Raw genomic sequence first — 18,805 nt, 5'->3', positions numbered from 1 at the left:
TTCATCCGGTATCGTTTAGGCTTTACTCAGAAACGATCACCCTCCTTCCTTCCAGTTTAAAGTGTACTTTTCCTGTTAATTGGATATGATTGAGCACTTCAGATATATTGGTTCCTCTGGACATCCAGCCCCCAAGCATCAACTGCTCCGGCGCACTTTTTTCATACACCACCTCAACATCATACCATCGGGCTACTTTTCGAAGTGCACTGCGCAAATCTTCCCTGAATACAAATTCTCCGTTTTTCCAGGCGATGGCCATCTCACTATCAGCTTTTGAAAGCTGAAGGTGGCCGGCTGCAAGTGCCGACTGCTGACCGGGTTTTAACATCATTTGCTGACCACCGGAAGCAGCCACTTTTACGCTTCCCTGCAGTAGTGTAGTTTTTATAACGGGTTCATCCTGGTAAGCATTGATATTGAAATGGGTACCTAGTACCTGCACCTCCTGAGCTGGCGCATTCCCTTGTATTACCGATACAATAAATGGTAAAAGCCTGCCCTTCTGTTCCTGGTGGGCCACCTCGAAATAACCTTCGCCGCTAAGTGTTACCTTTCTTGCTGTAGATGCAAAAGCGGTTGGATAACGCAGGGAAGATCCTGCATTCAGGTAAACTTTAGAGCCATCCGGGAGTACGACGGCATACTGACCCCCTGCGGGAGTGCTAATGGTATTAAAGCCTGCTGAGCCAGCTTTGCCTGGCAATGCATTATAAGTAAGCGTGCCATCGGAAGACTTGGTAATTTCAACACCTGCTTCCATAGCTACCCGGGTACCTAAATCCTGATTCAGTATTATTTTCCTGCCATCAGACAGTTGTAAAACTGCTTTGTCTGCACCTGGTGCAAGATCCAGTGTTTTTGAAATGGTAAATCTTTCGTTTACCATATTTTTTTGATTCAGAAGAAAGTAACCAGAACCTGCAATGAGCAGCAAACTTGCAGCGATACCGATTCTGACATATTTGTTTGCGTACGTAAAAAGGTGTTTTAACTTCAGAGACTTCTTTTTGGGCGTGAAATCCCGTGTATCCCCAAGAATACGGTCCCATAGCCGGGTATCGATCTGATCGAAGTCTGGTTCTGGCGCTTGCGTATCCGCCTCCTCTGCCTTCAGCAAATACCAGGTTTCCAGTTTCGCCTGCTGTTGTGGCGAAAGATCATTATTCAGGTAACTTTTAATTAGTTTTTTAGCGTTAGTTTTCATTCATTATATAGGTGACATATAATGATGACAGCCAACTGAGGGTAATGTTGTATACGATATTAAAAAAAAGTTATTTTTCTATTAAATTATAGCAACATTACCATAAAATACCCAGAAATAAAGACAAATGATTACCAAATTTCTTCCTCAAGGTGGATATTGCCTTATTCATTTGTGTTTTTACGGTGAGTTCTGAGATATTCATTACATCAGCAATCTCTTTATAAGAAAGATTTTGTTTTCGTTTCAGCTCAAATACCGCTCTCATCCTCGCCGGGAGCCTCAGGATTTCATCCTCGATAAGCCTGGCCAAAATACGCTCGCGAATGAGGTGATCAGTGATTTCCTGACTGGTGTCCATAAATACAGCTAAATCATTGATATAGCTACTGTGGGATTTATTTTTACTGAAAAAGTTCAGTATTGCATTGCGGGTAGAGACATAGAGGTAAGCACCTAATGTAATTTCATCCTGCAGGGAAGGCGCTTTATGCCAGAAATTGGTAAATACTTCCTGCACCACATCTTCACTTTCACTGTCATCTTTCAACATCCGGTAGGCATGCTTATAAAGGATAGGCCAGTACCTTTTATAAATTTCAGCGAAAGCGACATCATCCCGCTCTTTTAACAGCGCAACGAGCTTCTGATCATCATATTCACTGTAATAGGGACTCATGCAACCGTAAATGTAAAATTATTCGGTTAAAATCTATCATATTTTTTACATTCTGAAATGATGATCTGAATTGTAAGGAATCTAAAAATTACGCATTCTTTTATGGTTGATGGATAGTAAGAAATGAGACACAATGAATATTAGCCGAATTAAGCGGTAGAGCGAAATGCTTCTTTGTAAAATTTTTGTTTTGAGGACAGGTTTAATATTAGATTAATATTCCGAACTTACTTTTAACCATTTGTTAAATACCTCATCATGAAAAAAATCATCGTCCTGTTTATCATCTCCATGATTATTCAGGAAGTATATGCTCAGTGGCCGGGAAAAATTGAACATACCAAACAGGTCCTTTTACCCAACGGCTGGAAATTAAGTCCGGCAGGCCATTCTATTCCCCTTGGCGATTTACCATTGAATATGCAGGTGAGTCCTTCAGGAAAATATATAGCGGTTACCAATAACGGGCAAAGTACCCAATCGCTGCAGTTGATCGATGCGAAAAGTGAGAAGATATTAGATGAAAAGGTTTTGGCTAAATCATGGTACGGGCTTGCTTTCAGCAAAGATGAAAACCACCTTTATGTATCGGGAGGAAACGATAACATCATCATCAAATTCACGATCCGTAATCAGAATCTAGCAGAGAGCGATACTATAAAACTTGGGGAGCCCTGGCCAAAAAGCAAAATAAGCCCCGCAGGCATTGCAGTAAATAAATCAGGTACAAAACTTTTTACCGTAACCAAAGAAGACAGTTGCCTTTATTTTATCAATCCTGAAGATAAACGAATCACACAGAAAATTCAATTGCCGGCGATTGCATACAGCTGTGTCCTTTCAGGCGATGAATCTAAATTATACGTTTCATTATGGGGAGGTCGTGCGGTGGCGGTAGTAAATACCGCTGACGAAAAAATCGTCGCAACTATTCCTGTAGGCGATCATCCCAACGAACTTTTGCTTAACAGAAAGGGAAATTATCTGTTTGTGGCTAATGCAAATGATAATTCTGTTTCGGTGATTAATACGCTAACCAGTAAAGTGATCGAAACAATTGCCACAACTTTATACGCAACTCAGTTAACAGGCTCAACTACAAATGGTTTAGCCCTGAGTGCGAATGAAAAAACCCTGTATATTGCCAATGCAGACAATAACTGCCTGGCAGTTTTTGACGTCAGCCGCCCTGGAACCAGTGAGAGTCAGGGCTTTATCCCTGTTGGATGGTACCCTACTAGCGTTAAGGTTACAGGCTCAAAGATTCTGGTTTCTAATGGTAAAGGCAATACCTCCATGGCAAACCCTAAGGGTCCGCAGCCGGTTTCAAAGGCTGATAACAGTGGCTATCAAATGGGAAGTACGGCCAATAACAAGCTTCAGTATATCGCAGGTTTATTTAAGGGGAGTTTATCCTTTATCGATGTGCCTAAGCCGGAGCAGTTAAAAACTTACACCCGGCAAGTTTATGCCAATACGCCCTTTACTGATAAGAAAGCGATTATGGCGGATGGTGAGGCAGGCAATCCAATTCCCCGTAAGCAGGGAGAGAAATCGCCCATCAAGCACGTTTTTTACATCATCAAAGAAAACCGAACTTATGATCAGGTGCTCGGAGATATGGCAAAAGGTAATGGCGATTCGACGCTAACCCTTTTTGGAAAAAAAATTACGCCGAACCAGCATGCTTTTGCGGAGAATTATGTGTTACTGGATAATTTTTATGTAGATGCGGAAGTGAGCGCCGACGGACATAACTGGAGTACGGCTGCGTATGCTACTGATGTGGTAGAGAAAACATGGCCTACAAGCTACGGCGCACGAGGCGGAAGCACTACTTTTGAAGGCGGCAGACCGGTAACTTATCCTAAAGGTGGCTTTATTTGGGATTACTGTCAGCGGGCCGGAGTGAGCTACCGCAGCTACGGTGAATTTGGAGATTATGCGAAAGCAAATATAAAGTCTCTTCAGGGACATATGTGTCCCGCCTCACCTGGATTTGATATGGACATCACCGATCAGGTAAGGGCTGACGCCTGGATACATGATTTTGATTCTCTTGTGGTTGCAGGGTCCGTTCCACAATTCAATACGCTCCGGGTATCGAATGATCATACCAGCGGACAGAAAAAAGGAAAAGTGTCACCACAGTCTGCAGTGGCAGATAACGATCTTGCGGTTGGCAGAATATTGGAAAGGCTTTCCCACAGCCCGATATGGAAAGAGTCTGTTGTATTTATTCTGGAGGATGATGCCCAGAACGGCCCGGACCATGTGGATGCACACCGCTCTCCGGCCTATATCATCGGCCCGTACGTAAAAAGAAAATCAGTTGTTCACACCATGTATTCTACTTCGGGATTTTTAAGAACGATGGAATTGATTCTGGGATTACCACCGATGAGCCAATATGATGCTGCCGCAGTACCGCTGTTTGAATGTTTTACGGAGAAACCAGACCTTACACCATATAACGTTATCACACCTTCAATTAATCTGAATAACAGAAACGTTGCCGTTAATGAGAGCAGCAGAAGATCAGAACTTTTCAACTTTGCCAAAGAAGACTCGGCGCCCGATCTGGATTTGAATGAGGTGATCTGGAAATCAGTAAAGGGTGAAAATTCTGTAATGCCCGCGCCTAAGAGAAGCGCCTTTGTGATTTTGGAAAAGAGAAAAAAGGATGATGATGATTGATTGCCGGAGCCTAAATTTAATTGTCCGGTCTCCAGACCGCGTGTTATAAAACATTTCGGATTAGGGGTTAGAGACAGGAATACTGAAGAAAAAGGTAGATCCTTTTTGGGGAATACTTTCTACCCATATCCTGCCCTGATGTCTCTGAATAATTTCTGAACACAGATAGAGGCCGATCCCAAATCCGGCTATGCCTGCCGTGTTATTTCCCTCCACCCGGTAATAGCGATCGAACAATTTTTCCAGGTCTTTTTCAGCGATACCCATTCCCTCATCACATACGCTTACCCTGGCGCAACCCTCGTCTGCCACACAGGCAATCCGGATAGTTGTATCGGGTGCGGAGTATTTTAGTGCGTTGCTGATGAAGTTGGTAATGACCTGGCCAATCTTATCCCGATCACCTTCTACCCAGGTTGTTGATACTGACTCGAAAATAATCTGATGAGTAGTATTAGCTGGAATCGTTTCGTCTTGAATTTCCCTTACCAGATCTTTCATATCAAAACGATTTTTGTCTATATGGATTTTTCCAGCCTCCAGGCGGGAGACATTGAGAAACCCGTTGATCATAGTGGTCATTTTACTCACCTGCTTCCTCCCTTTTTCCAGAATGGTTTGTGAGAGGCTATCGTCACCCTTTTTTGCCTTCATTTCGAGTACCTTCAAAAAGCCATTCAAAGAGGTGAGCGGTGTTTTCAGCTCATGGCTAACCATGGCAATAAAATCATTTTTACGCTGATCATCCTCTTTTGCTTCGGTAATGTCCATGACAATGCCCGAGAAGTTGTCCAATTCTCCGTTTTCATCTTGGGTAACCCGGCCGAGCGAGCGTAGCCAAATGATCTTGTTATCGTTAAAGCGCTTTTGCTGATAAGTGATATCATAATCTAAGCCATCTTTGATCGACCTTTCGATATCGGCCTGAATGATTGGGCGGAACTCCTCTGTCACTTGCCCTATAGCCTGCTCATAAGTCATTGGCAAACTGCTTTCATAGCCGAAAATCCTGGCCAGCATATCGTTGTATTGCAGGTTTTTTGATAGCGGGTTAATGTGCCAGATCCCCAGACGAGCTGCTGAAACCGCTAAATTAAATTGCTTGTTCAAGCGTTCCAGATCATTGCGGGCCTTAACCTGTTCGGTTACATTGACTGCCATATCAATTACACCGGTAATTTGACCATCCTCTATGAGGGGGCTATAGGTGAAATCATAGTAACCGGTTTCCTGTTGTCCATTGCGTATCAAAGTTACCTGATTACCATAACCACGAATGGTTTCTCCGGTTGTAAATACTTTAAAAAGCATTTGGTAAGCCTCTTGCCCGGCGAGTTCCGGGATTGCATCAAGTAAAGGTTTGCCCACAATATCTGCGGTTTTACCCAGTAATTCAAGCATTTGAGGGTTGGCAGCCTCAATGTTCAGATCAATACCACGAAATAAGATTATGGCAACGGGTGCCTGATTGATCAGTCTACGTCCACGTGCGTCGCTTAATAAACTGGCATTGAGTAGTCTTTGTTTTTCTTCATCAGCCTCTCTCAACAACCTGAGGTTGCGGCGGAGTTCCATTTTATCCATTACCTGGCGGGCAATGATCCTCAAGGCTTTCTTTTGCGGGTCGGTAAGCTTTTTCGCAACCGAATCGATTACGCAAAGTGAGCCTAAAGCAAACCCTTCCTGATTAACGAGGGGAACGCCTGCATAAAATGCAATATCGGGATGACCTGTTACCAAAGGATTATCGCTAAACCGCTCATCCTTGGTAGCGTCCTCTACTTCCATCAATTCTTTAGGGTCCAGAATAGCATGTGCACAAAAAGAGTAAGCCCTGTCTGTTTCTGCAACCCCAAGGCCATAGTCGGATTTAAACCATTGCCTATCCTTATCCACCAGGCTGATCAGGGCAATTGGTGTACCGCAAATACCAGCCGCCAGCTCAGTCAGGTCGTTATATTCTTCTTCCGGAAGTGTATCTAAAATTTGATACGAATGGAGCGCAAGAAGACGATCTTGTTCATTCTGCGTTTGAGAATAGACTGACATATTTTATTTTTAGAAGTCATCAAATATACACACTTATAAAAATATTCAAAAACACCATAACGAGATGATCGATTGCACTTATGTTAGGCATTGTGAGTGAAAGTGTTACTTATACTGATGATGCGTGTAGTCGCAGATTGAGTCAAATTTAGGAGGGTAAAAATCTTCTAAGTCATTGTTTTTTGAATGACTTAGAAGATGATGTGGAGAATATCGGATTCGAACCGATCACCTCTTCACTGCCAGCGAAGCGCTCTAGCCAAATGAGCTAATCCCCCGATTTCAATTGCAGTACTGGATAAAGCATTTGAGGTGTATCCTGATAAACCGACTATCCTGCTGCGTTGCAAAAATAGTAATAAGTTTAACTAATGCAAATGATATTTAATCTTTAAGTTTAAATGCGAATAAAGCCATAAAGCAAATTACGCCCATGGCCGAAGGTAAAGGATTGGTTATAAATAAGAACAATATAAAAGTGGCAATCAGCATCATCACCATAAACAGCATTCCTTTTTGAAAAGAGTTGATGAAAAAGATGGCGATAATGGCCAGAACATAAAAGGGAATGATGATGGTGGCTAGAAACATTCACCCAAATTAATGCTCCAGTATTAAGCTTAAATTAAGCAGTAATTAAATCCTTAATCTCCTTGTTTAGCAGGGACTGATACTGAGCAACAAACTGTGATACATGAAAACCGTCCATCAGGGCGTGACTTACGTGGATGGAGATGGTCATGATTTTCCTGCCCCCCAGATCTTTTACTTTACCAAAGGATATTTTGGGACAGCTATCCTGGTAGGAGAAGTTACGGGCGTGCGAGAGTGATTTGAAATCGAGCCACGGAAGGGCTGAATAGTGGATTACATTTTCGCCTGAAGAAGACGGGATCAATCCGCTGGTATTTTGCACCTGCTGTATTTCTTTTTCTGCGCCTGCCAGGAATTTATTGAATTCATCGTTGAAATCGATGTAGCCAAAACCGAAAGTTCCGTTGGGCCGGTTGATGGTTGCGGAAGCATGTACCTGATCGTATTTCCAAACCTGGCCATCGATTATGCGGTAACGAAAGGGCTCTACTGCATTGGCAGCCTGAAGGGATTTGTACAGGTAGAGCAAGAAGAATGATTGTTCTTTTTGTTTTGCCTCCTGATAGGTTGAAGTGCAGTCGACTTCTACAGTTACGCCAAAGAAAGGCTCTGTAAAACTGTTAAAAAAGTTAAAGTGATCTTTTCTGATCCAGGTGTTGATATCTATTTTTTCTCTCATTCTAATAATTTAGGTAAAACGTCAGACAGGCTTTCCATCTGATAAAAATTGGCGTGTTCGATGGTATGATCGATATGCTCATGTACCCAGGTGGTATGGTAGGGAATATGTACTGCATATCCTCCAATATTTAATACAGGCAGAACATCTGATTTAAGGGAGTTGCCCAGCATCAGAAATTCTTCAGGCTTGCAATCGAGGTGTTTAAGCAATTTTTGATAATCTGACTCCCGTTTATCGCTCATAATTTCAATGTGGTGGAAATAGTGGTCCAATCCTGATTTGTTGAGTTTCCTTTGCTGATCTAGTAAATCACCTTTGGTTGCCACCACCAGTTGATATTTTCCATGCAGGGCTTTCAGCACCTCCTCTACCCCGTCGAGTAGCTCTATTGGCTTGTTGAGCATTTCCTGACCCAGCTGTATGGCGCGGCTGATCACCTCTGTACTTACTTTTCCTTCGGTGATGCGCAATACGGTTTCAATCATACTAAGCATAAAACCCTTAATACCATAGCCATATAGGGGTAAGTTATCAATCTCCGTTTTTAAAAGCTCGGCTATAATGCTGTGGTGGGGCAAAAAATCCTCCAGCAGTCCGGCAAACTTTGCCTCGGTTTCCCTGAAGTAAGGTTCATTTACCCAAAGGGTATCATCTGCATCGAAAGCAATTACGCTAATTTGATTGTTCATGGTTATTGCACTAATTTCGTGCTGCAAATGTAAATCGCGCTTACCAGATTAAAAAGGACATTTGTCTCAACAGGAAATGATGTTACGCACCAACTTATCACTTTTATCTTTTATTGAGCGTTATTATGCTGGCAATGAGGAATCAAGAATTACCATCAAGTCATTTCCGGCAGGGTTCAGATTTATTGAACAGGGAGAGCAGATACGCAACATCTACATTGTTAGAGATGGAATTACCAAGTGTTTTATTTCTGAGGAAAACGGAAAGGATTTCATTATTGAGTTTTTGGGAAAGGGGGAGCTTGCCGGAGAATTGGAGGCCATTAAAAAAATTAATTGCCTGTGTAATGTGGAAGCCATTACTGAGGTGACGGTGTTTGCCATTCCGGATCATGTTTTTATTTCCCTGACGGAACAAAATATTGAGTTTAACCGCTTGCTGCTTCAGGAACTTTCTACACGGATTATTCAAACCAGTTCAAGGGCATCTTTTCAGCAATTATACACACTGGAATACGGTTTGGAAAAATTGTTGAAGTTACAGACAGACGAGCAGATTTCCATTTCAAAAGAAGACATGGCGGCTTATCTGGGAATATCTACACGGAGTTTTAACAGGGTGTTAAAACTGGTTCAGGAAAAAAATAGTTGATCTATGACAACAATGATTTTAGATAGCAAAGTCTGCGGGTGCATGGAAGGGTATCATTGGTATAGTTATTGTGTGTAAAATATTTTTTTGCTACTGTAGCGAAATCAAACAAACAAACGTTTTAAGCTTAAAATGATCTGCTGGATACATTATAAGCACACACACAAATGAACAACCATGCAAAAAAGAACCTTTACATTCACCATTGACATTTCCGGAATGATCCCCAAGGGCGCATCCTAAAGTATTTCAATTTCCAGATATCCTTATTTCGTATAAAAATCACAGGAATTATTTCCTGATAATAACTGATCTATTAGTAATCTTAAAATTATGAGCGCTTTTATTCACATCTACTCAAACTCACTCACTGACGAACTTATTCCAACCCTGTTAAAACGACTAAATGAACATGAAACTGTTTTGGATATGAATCCATCATTTTCTTTCAGAAACCCTTCAGGTTCATTGGCAATGGTTTTTAAATGGGACAAACCCAGCATCACCTCTTTCAATGAAAATAACCTGAAGTTAAATTTCAGTACGGGAATGCAGTCTTTCGATTTAAAAGAATATAAAAAGAAGCTATTTAAAGACAAGCTGGTAAGGCAAAACTTTTTGCAAAAACTGTTTAAAAAGAAAAAAAAGAAGGCTTCGCCACCGGTAAAATTAACTCCAGAAATTGAAGGGCAACTGGAAAAATACAATAAGGTTTTCTCACTGAAGTACTATAGTGGCAACTTATTCGAAAGCCATTTCGCTACCCTTATTGGGGCAATAATTACCGAAATGGGGATCGGTGTGTGTCATTTTACCCACGAGAATACCTGGTATACGCACAAAAATGTGTTGGGTGAATGTCTTTCTAATCTTTACACCTTAGAAGAACTACCAAAACACATTAATAAGAATGCAATTGCTGTAGCCAGCTAAAATCTATTTCATCTACCTATGTAAGGTCCTGGCATTATACCAGGACCTTTTTTTATTGTAAAAACATATTCACCATCGCTGTTGTTTCTGGATAGCCTGAGTATTTTAATACATACAATACAATTACTGAAGAAGAACTCATAGAAATCAGGAAATCTTTCTTTAGTTTTATAATAAATTAATAGTTCATTACACTAATAAAAACAAAAATCAGATATAAAATATGAATGTAGCAGACGTATTTAAAAACAATGAGCAATGGATCACCGATAAACTGGCCATCAATCCTGATTATTTTACAGAACTGGCAAAAGGGCAAACCCCTGAATTTTTATACATCGGCTGTTCGGATAGCCGCGTAACGGCAGAAGATTTAATGGGTATAAAACCAGGAGAGGCCTTTGTACACCGTAACGTAGCTAATCTGGTAAATAACGTAGACTTAAATGTGATGACCGTTTTAAACTACTCTGTTCGCCATTTAAAAGTGAAACACGTTGTGGTTTGCGGGCATTATAACTGTGGTGGTGTGAAAGCCGCTATGCAGCCTGCAGACATGGGTATCTTAAATCCATGGTTAAGAAACATCCGTGATGTGTACCGGACCCATAAAGATGAGTTAAATGCGATTGAGGATGAAGGAAAACGCTATGACCGTTTAGTGGAGCTGAATGTTCAGGAACAGTGTGTAAACCTGCTTAAAACAGCTGCAATTCAACAAGCGATTACAGAACGTGGTTTAACCGTTCATGGCTGGGTATTTGATATTCGTACCGGCAAGCTTATCGATCTGAAACTGGATTTCAAAGCGGTATTGAAAGACATCAAAGAGATTTATGACCTATACTAGTTTGGTTATAAATTAAAAATGGAAAAGTCCGGAGTTCAGGTTTGATGACCAGACTCCGGACTTTTTTTTCAGAGACTATCTTCCCATCCAGCCACCGTCGACCGTTAGGATCGTACCGTGAACATAGTCGCTTGCACCAGAGGCAAGGAATAAGGTTGGACCTTTGAAATCCTCCGGAGTTCCCCATCTTCCGGCGGGTATACGTGCCAGTATCGATGTGCTTCTATCCTGATCTTCCCTTAAAGCAGAGGTGTTATCAGTAGCAATGTAACCCGGAGCGATTGCATTTACATTAACCCCTTTAGCTGCCCATTCATTGGCAAACGCTTTGGTTAATGATGCAATAGCGCCTTTACTGGCAGCATAGCCCGGAACGGTAATACCACCCTGAAACGATAAAAGTGAGGCGGTAAAAATAACCTTTCCGCTTCCCCTGTTTACCATATCGCGCCCGATCTCTCTGGTTAGAATAAATGGTGCAGTCTGATTAACGGCAATCACTTCATCCCACATTTCATCAGGGTGTTCGGCAATTGGTTTACGCAAAATTGTTCCGGCATTATTAACCAGGATATCAATTACCGGATGATCGGCCTTTACTTGTGCGGTAAATTTAAGGGTAGACTCACGATCGCTGAAATTACATTGATAAGCATAAAACTTCCTTCCCAGGGAGATCACTTCCTGTTCTATTGCGCTTCCCTGCAGTTCAAGATTGGCAGAAACCCCGATAATGTCGGCACCGGCTTCGGCAAGGGCCAGCGCCATTGCTTTACCAATTCCCCTTTTGCAACCGGTAACGAGCGCAGTTTTACCACTTAGATTGAATATATTTTGTGACATAAGATCTTAATTTGTATGATAGTTTATTTGACGGTTATTTTTAATGGTGTTTTTAATTGTTGCTGAAATTCTTTTAAGTATTTAAACCACGCGGTTTCATCAGCAATTCGACCACCCTTATTCCATGCTGCACCGGCATAGTAAACATAAGGGATGTTATTTTTAACTTCAGTTATGGCTAAGAGTTGTTTTGGGTCTGCCAGGGTGGTCGTGAATGATTTCCCACTTACAGCACCTACGCCGGTTATCCCATCCGCTCCGTGTACCGGTTCCCAATATCCGAATACACCACTTCGGTCCTGCAGCGCCTTCATATTTTTTTCGCCTCTGGTTGCCAGACCGATGGCAACAGGCAAACTGCCGCTGCCTGACCAGGTGTATACATTTTCGATTTTGTTTAATTGTGAGCCTGCATCGATCGATATCGTTTTGGTTACCTTTACCTTCCTCCCGGCAACATCCCATTCATCGTAACTAAGCTGAAAAGTGGAGCGCAAGGGACCATTATCCAGCACTTTGGAACTGCGGTAATTACCCGAATAGTAAACTTTGTTATTCAGGTATGGCGCCATACTTCCGGCACCGAGTGTAAAGCCAACGCTATAATAATCCAAACCATCGCCATGATCTTTATGATAATCGTTCTTTTTATAGCGGTCGTTCACCACCAGTTTATCTGTGCTTTTCACCCATACATCGATGCCATAGGCATCTTCTGATGTTTTCTCTAAAGCCTTGCCATACATCCTGAAAGCGATACGGTCGTTTTCCCATGCAAAATCATCTTTACGTTCGGGCACATAGCGGGCAAAGGTTTTTGCTGGAACCGGTTTGGCTTTAGATGCAAAGATAAGTAGCACCAGGCTTTCCTGCGCTTTTACAGAAACCTGCAACAAGAGGTTTTGTACTGTTTTTTCGCCTTTGTATTCGAGCTGATGCGGAATTTCAGTTTCTGTATTTTTATTCATTACCAGAAACTTTGCGGTATCAATTTTAGGGTCTGCTTTTAAAACCTGTGCCCAGGGAATAGACACCACTGCATCGGTTCTGTTGATTGAGGAATTATTTTTAACGGTGATGGTTGGGTATTTCTGCTGTGCAAATGCATAGCAGGAAAATAGTAAAAGCAATACAATACAGTGAAAGAATTTTTTCATTGTGAATAGGATTGAGGTAAACAAACAATAAGCCCGGGATAGAACCCAGGCTTATTATGAATAACTTATTTTAATTCGGTAATGGCACAGTGGTCCATGTCGCCATAGTCGAGGTTTTCACCTGCCATGCCCCAGATAAAGGTATAGTTACTGGTTCCTGCACCGGAGTGTATTGACCAGTTTGGAGAAATAACGGCCTGATCGTTCTGCATCCAGATGTGGCGTGTTTCCTGAGGCTGCCCCATAAAGTGACATACGCTTTGTCCCTGAGGCACTTCGAAATAGAAATAGGCTTCCATTCTGCGGTCGTGTGTATGGGCCGGCATGGTGTTCCATACACTGCCTGATTTTAGTTCGGTCATTCCCATCTGCAACTGGCAGGTAGGCAATACGCTATTCACCAAAAGCTTATTGATGACGCGGTGGTTTGCGGTTTCAGGTGTACCCAGTTCAACAATCTCTGCATCTGCCTTGCTCACTTTTTTTGTTGGGTAGGTATGGTGTGCAGGTGCCGAATTGATGTATAATTTTGCAGGCTGTGCAGCATCTGCTGAAGCAAATGTTACAGATTGTGTACCTTTCCCTATGTATAAAGCTTCTTTATACTCCAGTTCGAATGTTTCAGCATCAGCAGTTACGATGGCTTTACCACCCACATTGATGATGCCCAGTTCCCTGCGTTCCAGAAAATAAGTGGCATTCAGATCATCAGGATTAGGTAGTTCAAGAGTTTGACCAACCGGCATTGCACCACCTACGATATACCTGTCGAAGTGAGATAATGTTAAGTTTACCTGATCAGCCTCAAAAACATTTTCAATCAGGAAGTTTTCCCGCAAAGCAGCGGTATCCATTTGTTTTACTTCTTTAGGGCTTTGAGCGTAACGGCTTTCGAATTTATTCATTGGTTAAAATTTGAGATAAGGTGAAACAATAAGTTCCGGTAGCAAATATATTTATACCATGCTTATTATTTGAATGAATACCGAAATTATTGAAAATTAACGTATAACCAACGTTTAAGTTTACTTCTGATTTCCCAGATACCATTTTTTATAACGGGCCAGTGCTTCCAGGTAGTAATAATCGGCATAGATGAGCGGTACATCAATTTCGCTATTGAGCGGGTAGGCGCCTGTGCTGTGCATAAGCAGAAAACCACCGTTAGTTCCCGGCTTTGCCCGGTAGGCATCGGTTGATAAGGAATAGATCATGGTTTCGGCTGCAGCCTTGTAAGTTTTCGTTTCCTCTTCCTGCGTGTATTGAGCCAGTTCGAGGAGTGCTGAAGCAATCAAAGCACCTGCAGAAGCATCACGTTTGGCATATGGAATTCCCTGTGCATCAAAGTCCCAGAAGGGTATTTTATCTGCCGGCAGATTGGGGTGATTCAGTATAAATTTTGCTATTCCCCGTGCCTGCGCCAGATAAGCCTCGTTTTTAGTGAAACGGTACATCATGGTGTAGCCATAAAGTGCCCATCCTTGTCCGCGTGCCCAGGCCGAGCAATCGGCTGCGCCCTGCCATGTTGCTTTCCGCCTTACCGTTCCCGTTTCCGGATTATAATCGATGACGTGGTAGGAGCTGAAATCAGGGCGAAAGTGATTCTTCAGTGTGGTATTCGCATGGTTGATAGAGATAGCCTTATACTTTGGATCTCCACCCTGATCGGATACCCAGTTCATCATTTCGAGGTTCATCATGTTATCGATGATGACCGGATATTCCCAATACTTGCTTTTATTCCATGATTGAATGGCTTTTACCGGCTCATGGTAACGGCTGGCCAGCGATTCTGCCGACCGGTTAATGATTGCTTTATATTCAGGTTTGCCCGTGATGCGGTAAGCATTTCCAAAACTACAGTACATCATGAAACCCAGGTCGTGGTTGCCCGTATAGGTTTGATTGGGTTCGATCAGTTTCAAGGCCTCTTCGGCCTGTTTTTTTATGGCAATGTCTTTGGTTTGCTCATAGATATACCATAAACTTCCCGAATAGAACCCGCTGCACCACCAGGTAATTTCTTTGTTTACTGCTTTACCATCCTGATAACTTTGGGGTGTTTTACCCGGTGTAATGTTATGTGCAAGGACTTTGTACTGGCTGGAGGCAAACTTGAATTCTTCATCGATCAGCTGTGCCATTGGCTTTATAGCTGTTTTTTGTGCGGAAGTGCTTACACCTGAGAAAAGCAGGAGGCTAAAGATCAGACTTTTGTTAATCATATTGGTTTGTTAGGGTTTTAAGTTGAGGGAGAGATTGATGATGCTGATGATTTTACTTGTACACACGCACATAATCCACTTCATAAGTTAACGGTAAAATACGATCGTCGAGCCGGCCGCCGAGCGTGCCTTCCCGCCCCAGTGCCATATTGAGCAGGAGATAGAATTTCCTTCTGAAAGGGTTATAATCTTCATGATCTGCTTTACTCAGGTCGTAGGTGAAGTAACATTTGTCATCATAGTAGAACTCGATCTTCTTTTTGTCCCAATTGATGGTATATACATGGTAATCTTCCCATGGTTTACCCACAACAGGCTTTTCAGTCTGATAATGGTATACATCATCTTTATCCGTATAATGTGTGGTTCCATAAACCTGAGTTGAATCCTTCCCTACATACTCGAGGATATCAATTTCACCACAGAAAGGCCATTTGACTTCCTGGCGGTTTACGCCGAGCATCCATATGGCGGGCCAGGCGCCAATGCCTTTGGTGACTTTAGCCCTCACTTCTACCCTGCCATAACGAAAATGTTTTTTTCCCAGGGTAATTAGGCTCGCGGAGGTATAGTTTGCGCCTTTGTAAGATTCTTTGATGGCCTGGATTATCAGTTTTCCATCTGCTACCCTGGCATTTTCGAGACGCTCTCGCGTGTAGTATTGCGGTTCTTTATTGCGGGCGAATCCGGTTTCATAATCCCATTTACGTTGATCAGGTAAACCGGTATAATTAAACTCATCGAACCAGATTAGTTTTCTTTTAGGTCCGTTACTTTGGGCAAAGCCCGTTACACATAGAAACGATAATAATGCAGCAAGTACAATTTTCATAGATGAAGGAAAAAACCGGCTACACCTGTTAAACAGCGTAGGTGCAGCCAGTAAATTATTAAACAAACAATTATTTCATATGCTTTATGTTACCTTAAAGCGATACAAACATATTTGTTAAACTTGCTTTCCTTGGGTGATTATCCTAAACAATTAGGGTGAAATTCCTAAACATTGTAACAAATAGCACACAAAAACGCGGTTTGGAGCGGTAATTTGATTTTTTTATTGGTGTGCATGATTTGCTTTCAAATACGATATCAGATCTGCCGGGCGATCGCTTTGGATCACCAGAGGCTTAAGTTCCAGTAACCAGGCCCAGCTCCCTTTTGTATCTTTTTGTTCAACGGCGCGATCATCGTCGTGCCCGCCGTTAAGTGAAGGCCACAAGCTATTGAGCCATATGACCTGACTTTTTGCAATAGCAGGAAGTGATTTTAAAGTAGATAAAGTATCGGTGTTAAAAATGGGCTGGATAACACTTTTTGGAAAAGCTTTGTAGCTTTTGATTAATTCAATGGCATCGGGGCCGGCCATGTTGACTACGACCATCAGCGCGGCATCTGCAGGGACCTTTTCTGTCGAAATCAATTTACTGTAGCTGATGTTATCTCCAACATTTACGATGGCCTGATTTAAGGTTCCGGTTTCATTTAATACTTTGAATACTTCAGTGAGGTGGTCGTTGCCTTTGTCTACATTGATGAGTATTTTACCTTTTGCGGCAAGCATCATTTCTTTAAATGTGGGAATGGGGTTTGACGTTACCCTGCCAAGACCGTTTTTAAGTCTGAATTTGCTTATTTCATTGAAAGTATAGTCGCTCACTTTGCCTTTTGCATTGGTAGTGCGGTCGATGGTTTGGTCGTGCATGACCACCAATACGCTGTCTTTAGTCATTTTCACGTCCAGCTCCATCATATCAAAACCTTTATCAATACAATTTAGAAGTGCATTAAGGGAGTTCTCGGGTGCATTGCGCCAATCTCCGCGGTGTGCAGCAACGAGTATGTTTTTATGGTTTAAATTAAAAAGGGAAGTCAGTTTAGCTGCAGGTTGCTGGGCGAAAGTATTCAGGGCATTTAAAACCAGCGCTGATGCAATCAGGATTTTGTATTTCATCTTTAAAAATCTAAAAAGGGCGATTGATTGCTCAATCGCCCGGGGGTTTGCCATTTATTAATATTTCTAGTAGCCGGGGTTCTGGTACATTTTTTCCGGATTCAGTTTATACTCATCAAAAGGGATTGGGAAATACCTGTCTTTTGTGGTAAAGTTGCTGAGTCTGGCATTCCCAAAGTTGGCTTGTGATTTAGCTTTGAAAAATGTTACCAGTTCAGCTGTGGTGAAGAAACGCAGCAAGTCGAACCACCTGTGGTGTTCGAATGCTAACTCTACACGACGCTCGTGTAAAATAGCCAGTTTTAAAGTTGGATATTTAGCATTGTAAGTAGCGTTTGTGCGTGCTACAGCATATAATGGAACACCTGCCCTTGCCCTCACCATATCCAGGTAATTAATGGCCGCGGCATCGTTGCCTTGTAACATATTTACTTCTGCCAGCATCAAGATGATATCTGCGTAGCGCATGATTGGGCAGTTGTTACCGCCGTAGCCGTTTACGCCTGCATTATCACTAACATCGCGGTACTTGGTTACAAACCAGTCTAATACACGCGTATCTGCAGCATACTTGATTGAAAAATCTTTACGTGGATCACGAGTTTCATAATCCAGCACTAAATCGGGCGTAACGTTACCACCCACGTTTGTAGCTGCCTTTTTGGAGTTGATCGTTTCGCCCCATGCCTGATTATTTGCAGCAATGCTGGAAGCATAACTGGCATTACCCTGAATATTTACAATTTCAAAGATAATTTCGGGGTTACTATTTTTCTTTGTTACGTCGAAAACATCTGCGTAAGGCACTGCTGTTAATGAAGCAAAGGGTTTTAAATTGTAAGCTGCCGTTAAGTAAGTATTAGCGTTAGCAAGATTTTCTGTTTTACCCGCATCCAATGTGGTTGCCATGGTCAAATACACCTGACCTAATAAACCATTTATAGCCGCTTTAGAGACTCTTCCGGCATTTGCTCCTGTGGCTAGGTTTGGAATTAAAGTACTTGTCAATGCATCCTTCAGGTCAGATACAATCTGCGCATAAACTGCTGTTTGTGGTTGCCTGTAAGTATTTTCGGTTACCTCTGCTGTTGAGTTTAGTTGTTTGGTAACCAATGGAACGTCGCCCCATTTTCTAACCAACTGGAAATACATCAATGCACGGAGGAATTTGGTTTCTCCCAAATACTGGATTTTAATTTCCGGATTTGTAAATGGAACATTATCAATATTCGATGTGATGATGTTGCACCTGCTGATTGTTTGATAAAGACTTCCCCAGTGATTTTTCAAGTAAGCATTACTAGGTGAAATACTAAAGTCTCCAAACTGAAATGGCTCGCCTGCATTACTCTGATTATCATTTGTACCTGTATCATCAGAACGCTGATCGGTATACAAGCCACTGTTTTCACCAATATTATCTCCACTTCTCAACGATGCGTAAGCACCATTCACCGCAAGTAGTACGTCGTTTTGCGAAGTATAGTATTGTGCAATATTTGATGCATTTGGATTTTCCTGTTCCAGAAAATCTTTTTTACAGGCCGACAACGATATCAATCCTATAAAAACTATCAATATATTTTTTCTCATT

17 protein-coding genes and 1 tRNA gene are annotated in these 18,805 nt (G+C 42.0%); 4 read left to right on the top strand and 14 right to left on the bottom strand.

Annotation, left to right across the window (positions count from 1 at the left end):
- Positions 1–22: 22 nt before the first annotated feature.
- Both R2Q80_RS00260 and R2Q80_RS00255 read right to left on the bottom strand, forming a co-directional pair.
- The gene (locus tag R2Q80_RS00260; protein WP_316797661.1) at positions 23–1,207 is read right to left on the bottom strand and encodes a FecR family protein; all 1,185 of its coding nucleotides are present in this window, start codon (positions 1,205–1,207) and stop codon (positions 23–25) included.
- Between the two features lie 97 nt (positions 1,208–1,304).
- Entirely contained in the window at positions 1,305–1,886 is a 582-nt protein-coding gene (locus tag R2Q80_RS00255; RefSeq protein WP_316797660.1) for an RNA polymerase sigma-70 factor, read from the bottom strand.
- A gap of 258 nt (positions 1,887–2,144) precedes the next feature.
- On the opposite strand from R2Q80_RS00255, the gene R2Q80_RS00250 reads away from it, so the two are divergent.
- Complete coding sequence (locus R2Q80_RS00250; RefSeq protein WP_316797659.1) at positions 2,145–4,583, top strand: bifunctional YncE family protein/alkaline phosphatase family protein; 2,439 nt, start codon at positions 2,145–2,147, stop codon at positions 4,581–4,583.
- Positions 4,584–4,643: 60 nt separating this feature from the next.
- Here R2Q80_RS00250 and R2Q80_RS00245 read toward each other — a convergent pair whose 3' ends face one another.
- The 5 genes from R2Q80_RS00245 to R2Q80_RS00225 form a co-directional block, all read right to left on the bottom strand.
- Positions 4,644–6,632: an ATP-binding protein gene (locus R2Q80_RS00245; protein ID WP_316797658.1), complete on the bottom strand. Its 1,989-nt coding sequence runs from the start codon at positions 6,630–6,632 to the stop codon at positions 4,644–4,646.
- Between the two features lie 204 nt (positions 6,633–6,836).
- Positions 6,837–6,910: transfer RNA gene (locus tag R2Q80_RS00240), tRNA-Ala, on the bottom strand.
- Between the two features lie 106 nt (positions 6,911–7,016).
- The gene (locus R2Q80_RS00235) at positions 7,017–7,223 is read right to left on the bottom strand and encodes a hypothetical protein (RefSeq protein WP_316797657.1); all 207 of its coding nucleotides are present in this window, start codon (positions 7,221–7,223) and stop codon (positions 7,017–7,019) included.
- Between the two features lie 34 nt (positions 7,224–7,257).
- Positions 7,258–7,905, bottom strand: coding sequence for a chloramphenicol acetyltransferase (locus R2Q80_RS00230; protein WP_316797656.1), 648 nt, complete (start codon positions 7,903–7,905; stop codon positions 7,258–7,260).
- A complete protein-coding gene (locus tag R2Q80_RS00225) occupies positions 7,902–8,597 on the bottom strand; it encodes an HAD family hydrolase (protein ID WP_316797655.1) in 696 nt (231 codons plus the stop codon). The genes R2Q80_RS00230 and R2Q80_RS00225 overlap by 4 nt, the downstream gene beginning before the upstream one ends.
- A gap of 61 nt (positions 8,598–8,658) precedes the next feature.
- Between R2Q80_RS00225 and R2Q80_RS00220 the strand changes: the two genes are divergently transcribed.
- The 3 genes from R2Q80_RS00220 to R2Q80_RS00210 all read left to right on the top strand — a co-directional run bounded on the left by R2Q80_RS00220 (position 8,659) and on the right by R2Q80_RS00210 (position 11,032).
- Positions 8,659–9,249 (top strand): Crp/Fnr family transcriptional regulator, encoded by a 591-nt coding sequence (locus tag R2Q80_RS00220; RefSeq protein WP_316797654.1) that lies wholly within the window; start codon positions 8,659–8,661, stop codon positions 9,247–9,249.
- A 333-nt stretch (positions 9,250–9,582) separates the two neighbouring features.
- Positions 9,583–10,182 (top strand): hypothetical protein, encoded by a 600-nt coding sequence (locus tag R2Q80_RS00215; protein WP_316797653.1) that lies wholly within the window; start codon positions 9,583–9,585, stop codon positions 10,180–10,182.
- Positions 10,183–10,405: 223 nt separating this feature from the next.
- Positions 10,406–11,032, top strand: coding sequence for a carbonic anhydrase (locus R2Q80_RS00210; RefSeq protein WP_047801347.1), 627 nt, complete (start codon positions 10,406–10,408; stop codon positions 11,030–11,032).
- Positions 11,033–11,107: 75 nt separating this feature from the next.
- Here the strand turns inward: R2Q80_RS00210 and R2Q80_RS00205 are convergent, their stop codons facing one another.
- From R2Q80_RS00205 to R2Q80_RS00175, 7 genes are all read right to left on the bottom strand, one after another.
- Positions 11,108–11,875, bottom strand: coding sequence for an SDR family NAD(P)-dependent oxidoreductase (locus tag R2Q80_RS00205; protein ID WP_316797652.1), 768 nt, complete (start codon positions 11,873–11,875; stop codon positions 11,108–11,110).
- 23 nt (positions 11,876–11,898) lie between these two features.
- On the bottom strand, positions 11,899–13,032 hold the full coding sequence (locus R2Q80_RS00200; protein ID WP_316797651.1) for a DUF4861 family protein: 1,134 nt from the start codon (positions 13,030–13,032) through the stop codon (positions 11,899–11,901).
- 65 nt (positions 13,033–13,097) lie between these two features.
- Positions 13,098–13,937 carry a 5-dehydro-4-deoxy-D-glucuronate isomerase gene (kduI, locus tag R2Q80_RS00195; RefSeq protein ID WP_316797650.1) on the bottom strand — a complete coding sequence of 280 codons (840 nt, stop codon included), beginning with the start codon at positions 13,935–13,937 and terminating at the stop codon, positions 13,098–13,100.
- Between the two features lie 120 nt (positions 13,938–14,057).
- Positions 14,058–15,257 carry a glycoside hydrolase family 88 protein gene (locus R2Q80_RS00190; RefSeq protein ID WP_316797649.1) on the bottom strand — a complete coding sequence of 400 codons (1,200 nt, stop codon included), beginning with the start codon at positions 15,255–15,257 and terminating at the stop codon, positions 14,058–14,060.
- 52 nt (positions 15,258–15,309) lie between these two features.
- Complete coding sequence (locus tag R2Q80_RS00185) at positions 15,310–16,089, bottom strand: glycoside hydrolase family 16 protein (RefSeq protein ID WP_316797648.1); 780 nt, start codon at positions 16,087–16,089, stop codon at positions 15,310–15,312.
- A 225-nt stretch (positions 16,090–16,314) separates the two neighbouring features.
- Positions 16,315–17,211 (bottom strand): glycerophosphodiester phosphodiesterase family protein, encoded by an 897-nt coding sequence (locus R2Q80_RS00180; RefSeq protein WP_316797647.1) that lies wholly within the window; start codon positions 17,209–17,211, stop codon positions 16,315–16,317.
- A gap of 66 nt (positions 17,212–17,277) precedes the next feature.
- The gene (locus R2Q80_RS00175; protein ID WP_316797646.1) at positions 17,278–18,804 is read right to left on the bottom strand and encodes a RagB/SusD family nutrient uptake outer membrane protein; all 1,527 of its coding nucleotides are present in this window, start codon (positions 18,802–18,804) and stop codon (positions 17,278–17,280) included.
- Between the last annotated feature and the right edge of the window lies 1 nt (position 18,805).

This window comes from Pedobacter frigidisoli, from assembly GCF_032678525.1.
Taxonomy (GTDB): Bacteria; Bacteroidota; Bacteroidia; order Sphingobacteriales; family Sphingobacteriaceae; genus Pedobacter; species Pedobacter frigidisoli_A.
The sequence above is the reverse complement of the archived record's forward strand: the minus strand, read 5'-3'. Positions and strand labels throughout refer to the sequence as shown.

Coding starts and splice junctions, on each gene's coding strand:
- R2Q80_RS00215 (WP_316797653.1), top strand. CDS start 9,583: ATGAGCGCTTTTATTCACATCTACTCAAACTCACTCACTGACGAACTT.
- R2Q80_RS00235 (WP_316797657.1), bottom strand. CDS start 7,223: ATGTTTCTAGCCACCATCATCATTCCCTTTTATGTTCTGGCCATTATC.
- R2Q80_RS00225 (WP_316797655.1), bottom strand. CDS start 8,597: ATGAACAATCAAATTAGCGTAATTGCTTTCGATGCAGATGATACCCTT.
- kduI (WP_316797650.1), bottom strand. CDS start 13,937: ATGAATAAATTCGAAAGCCGTTACGCTCAAAGCCCTAAAGAAGTAAAA.
- R2Q80_RS00190 (WP_316797649.1), bottom strand. CDS start 15,257: ATGATTAACAAAAGTCTGATCTTTAGCCTCCTGCTTTTCTCAGGTGTA.
- R2Q80_RS00260 (WP_316797661.1), bottom strand. CDS start 1,207: ATGAAAACTAACGCTAAAAAACTAATTAAAAGTTACCTGAATAATGAT.
- R2Q80_RS00245 (WP_316797658.1), bottom strand. CDS start 6,632: ATGTCAGTCTATTCTCAAACGCAGAATGAACAAGATCGTCTTCTTGCG.
- R2Q80_RS00210 (WP_047801347.1), top strand. CDS start 10,406: ATGAATGTAGCAGACGTATTTAAAAACAATGAGCAATGGATCACCGAT.
- R2Q80_RS00250 (WP_316797659.1), top strand. CDS start 2,145: ATGAAAAAAATCATCGTCCTGTTTATCATCTCCATGATTATTCAGGAA.
- R2Q80_RS00175 (WP_316797646.1), bottom strand. CDS start 18,804: ATGAGAAAAAATATATTGATAGTTTTTATAGGATTGATATCGTTGTCG.
- R2Q80_RS00185 (WP_316797648.1), bottom strand. CDS start 16,089: ATGAAAATTGTACTTGCTGCATTATTATCGTTTCTATGTGTAACGGGC.
- R2Q80_RS00205 (WP_316797652.1), bottom strand. CDS start 11,875: ATGTCACAAAATATATTCAATCTAAGTGGTAAAACTGCGCTCGTTACC.
- R2Q80_RS00255 (WP_316797660.1), bottom strand. CDS start 1,886: ATGAGTCCCTATTACAGTGAATATGATGATCAGAAGCTCGTTGCGCTG.
- R2Q80_RS00230 (WP_316797656.1), bottom strand. CDS start 7,905: ATGAGAGAAAAAATAGATATCAACACCTGGATCAGAAAAGATCACTTT.
- R2Q80_RS00200 (WP_316797651.1), bottom strand. CDS start 13,032: ATGAAAAAATTCTTTCACTGTATTGTATTGCTTTTACTATTTTCCTGC.
- R2Q80_RS00180 (WP_316797647.1), bottom strand. CDS start 17,211: ATGAAATACAAAATCCTGATTGCATCAGCGCTGGTTTTAAATGCCCTG.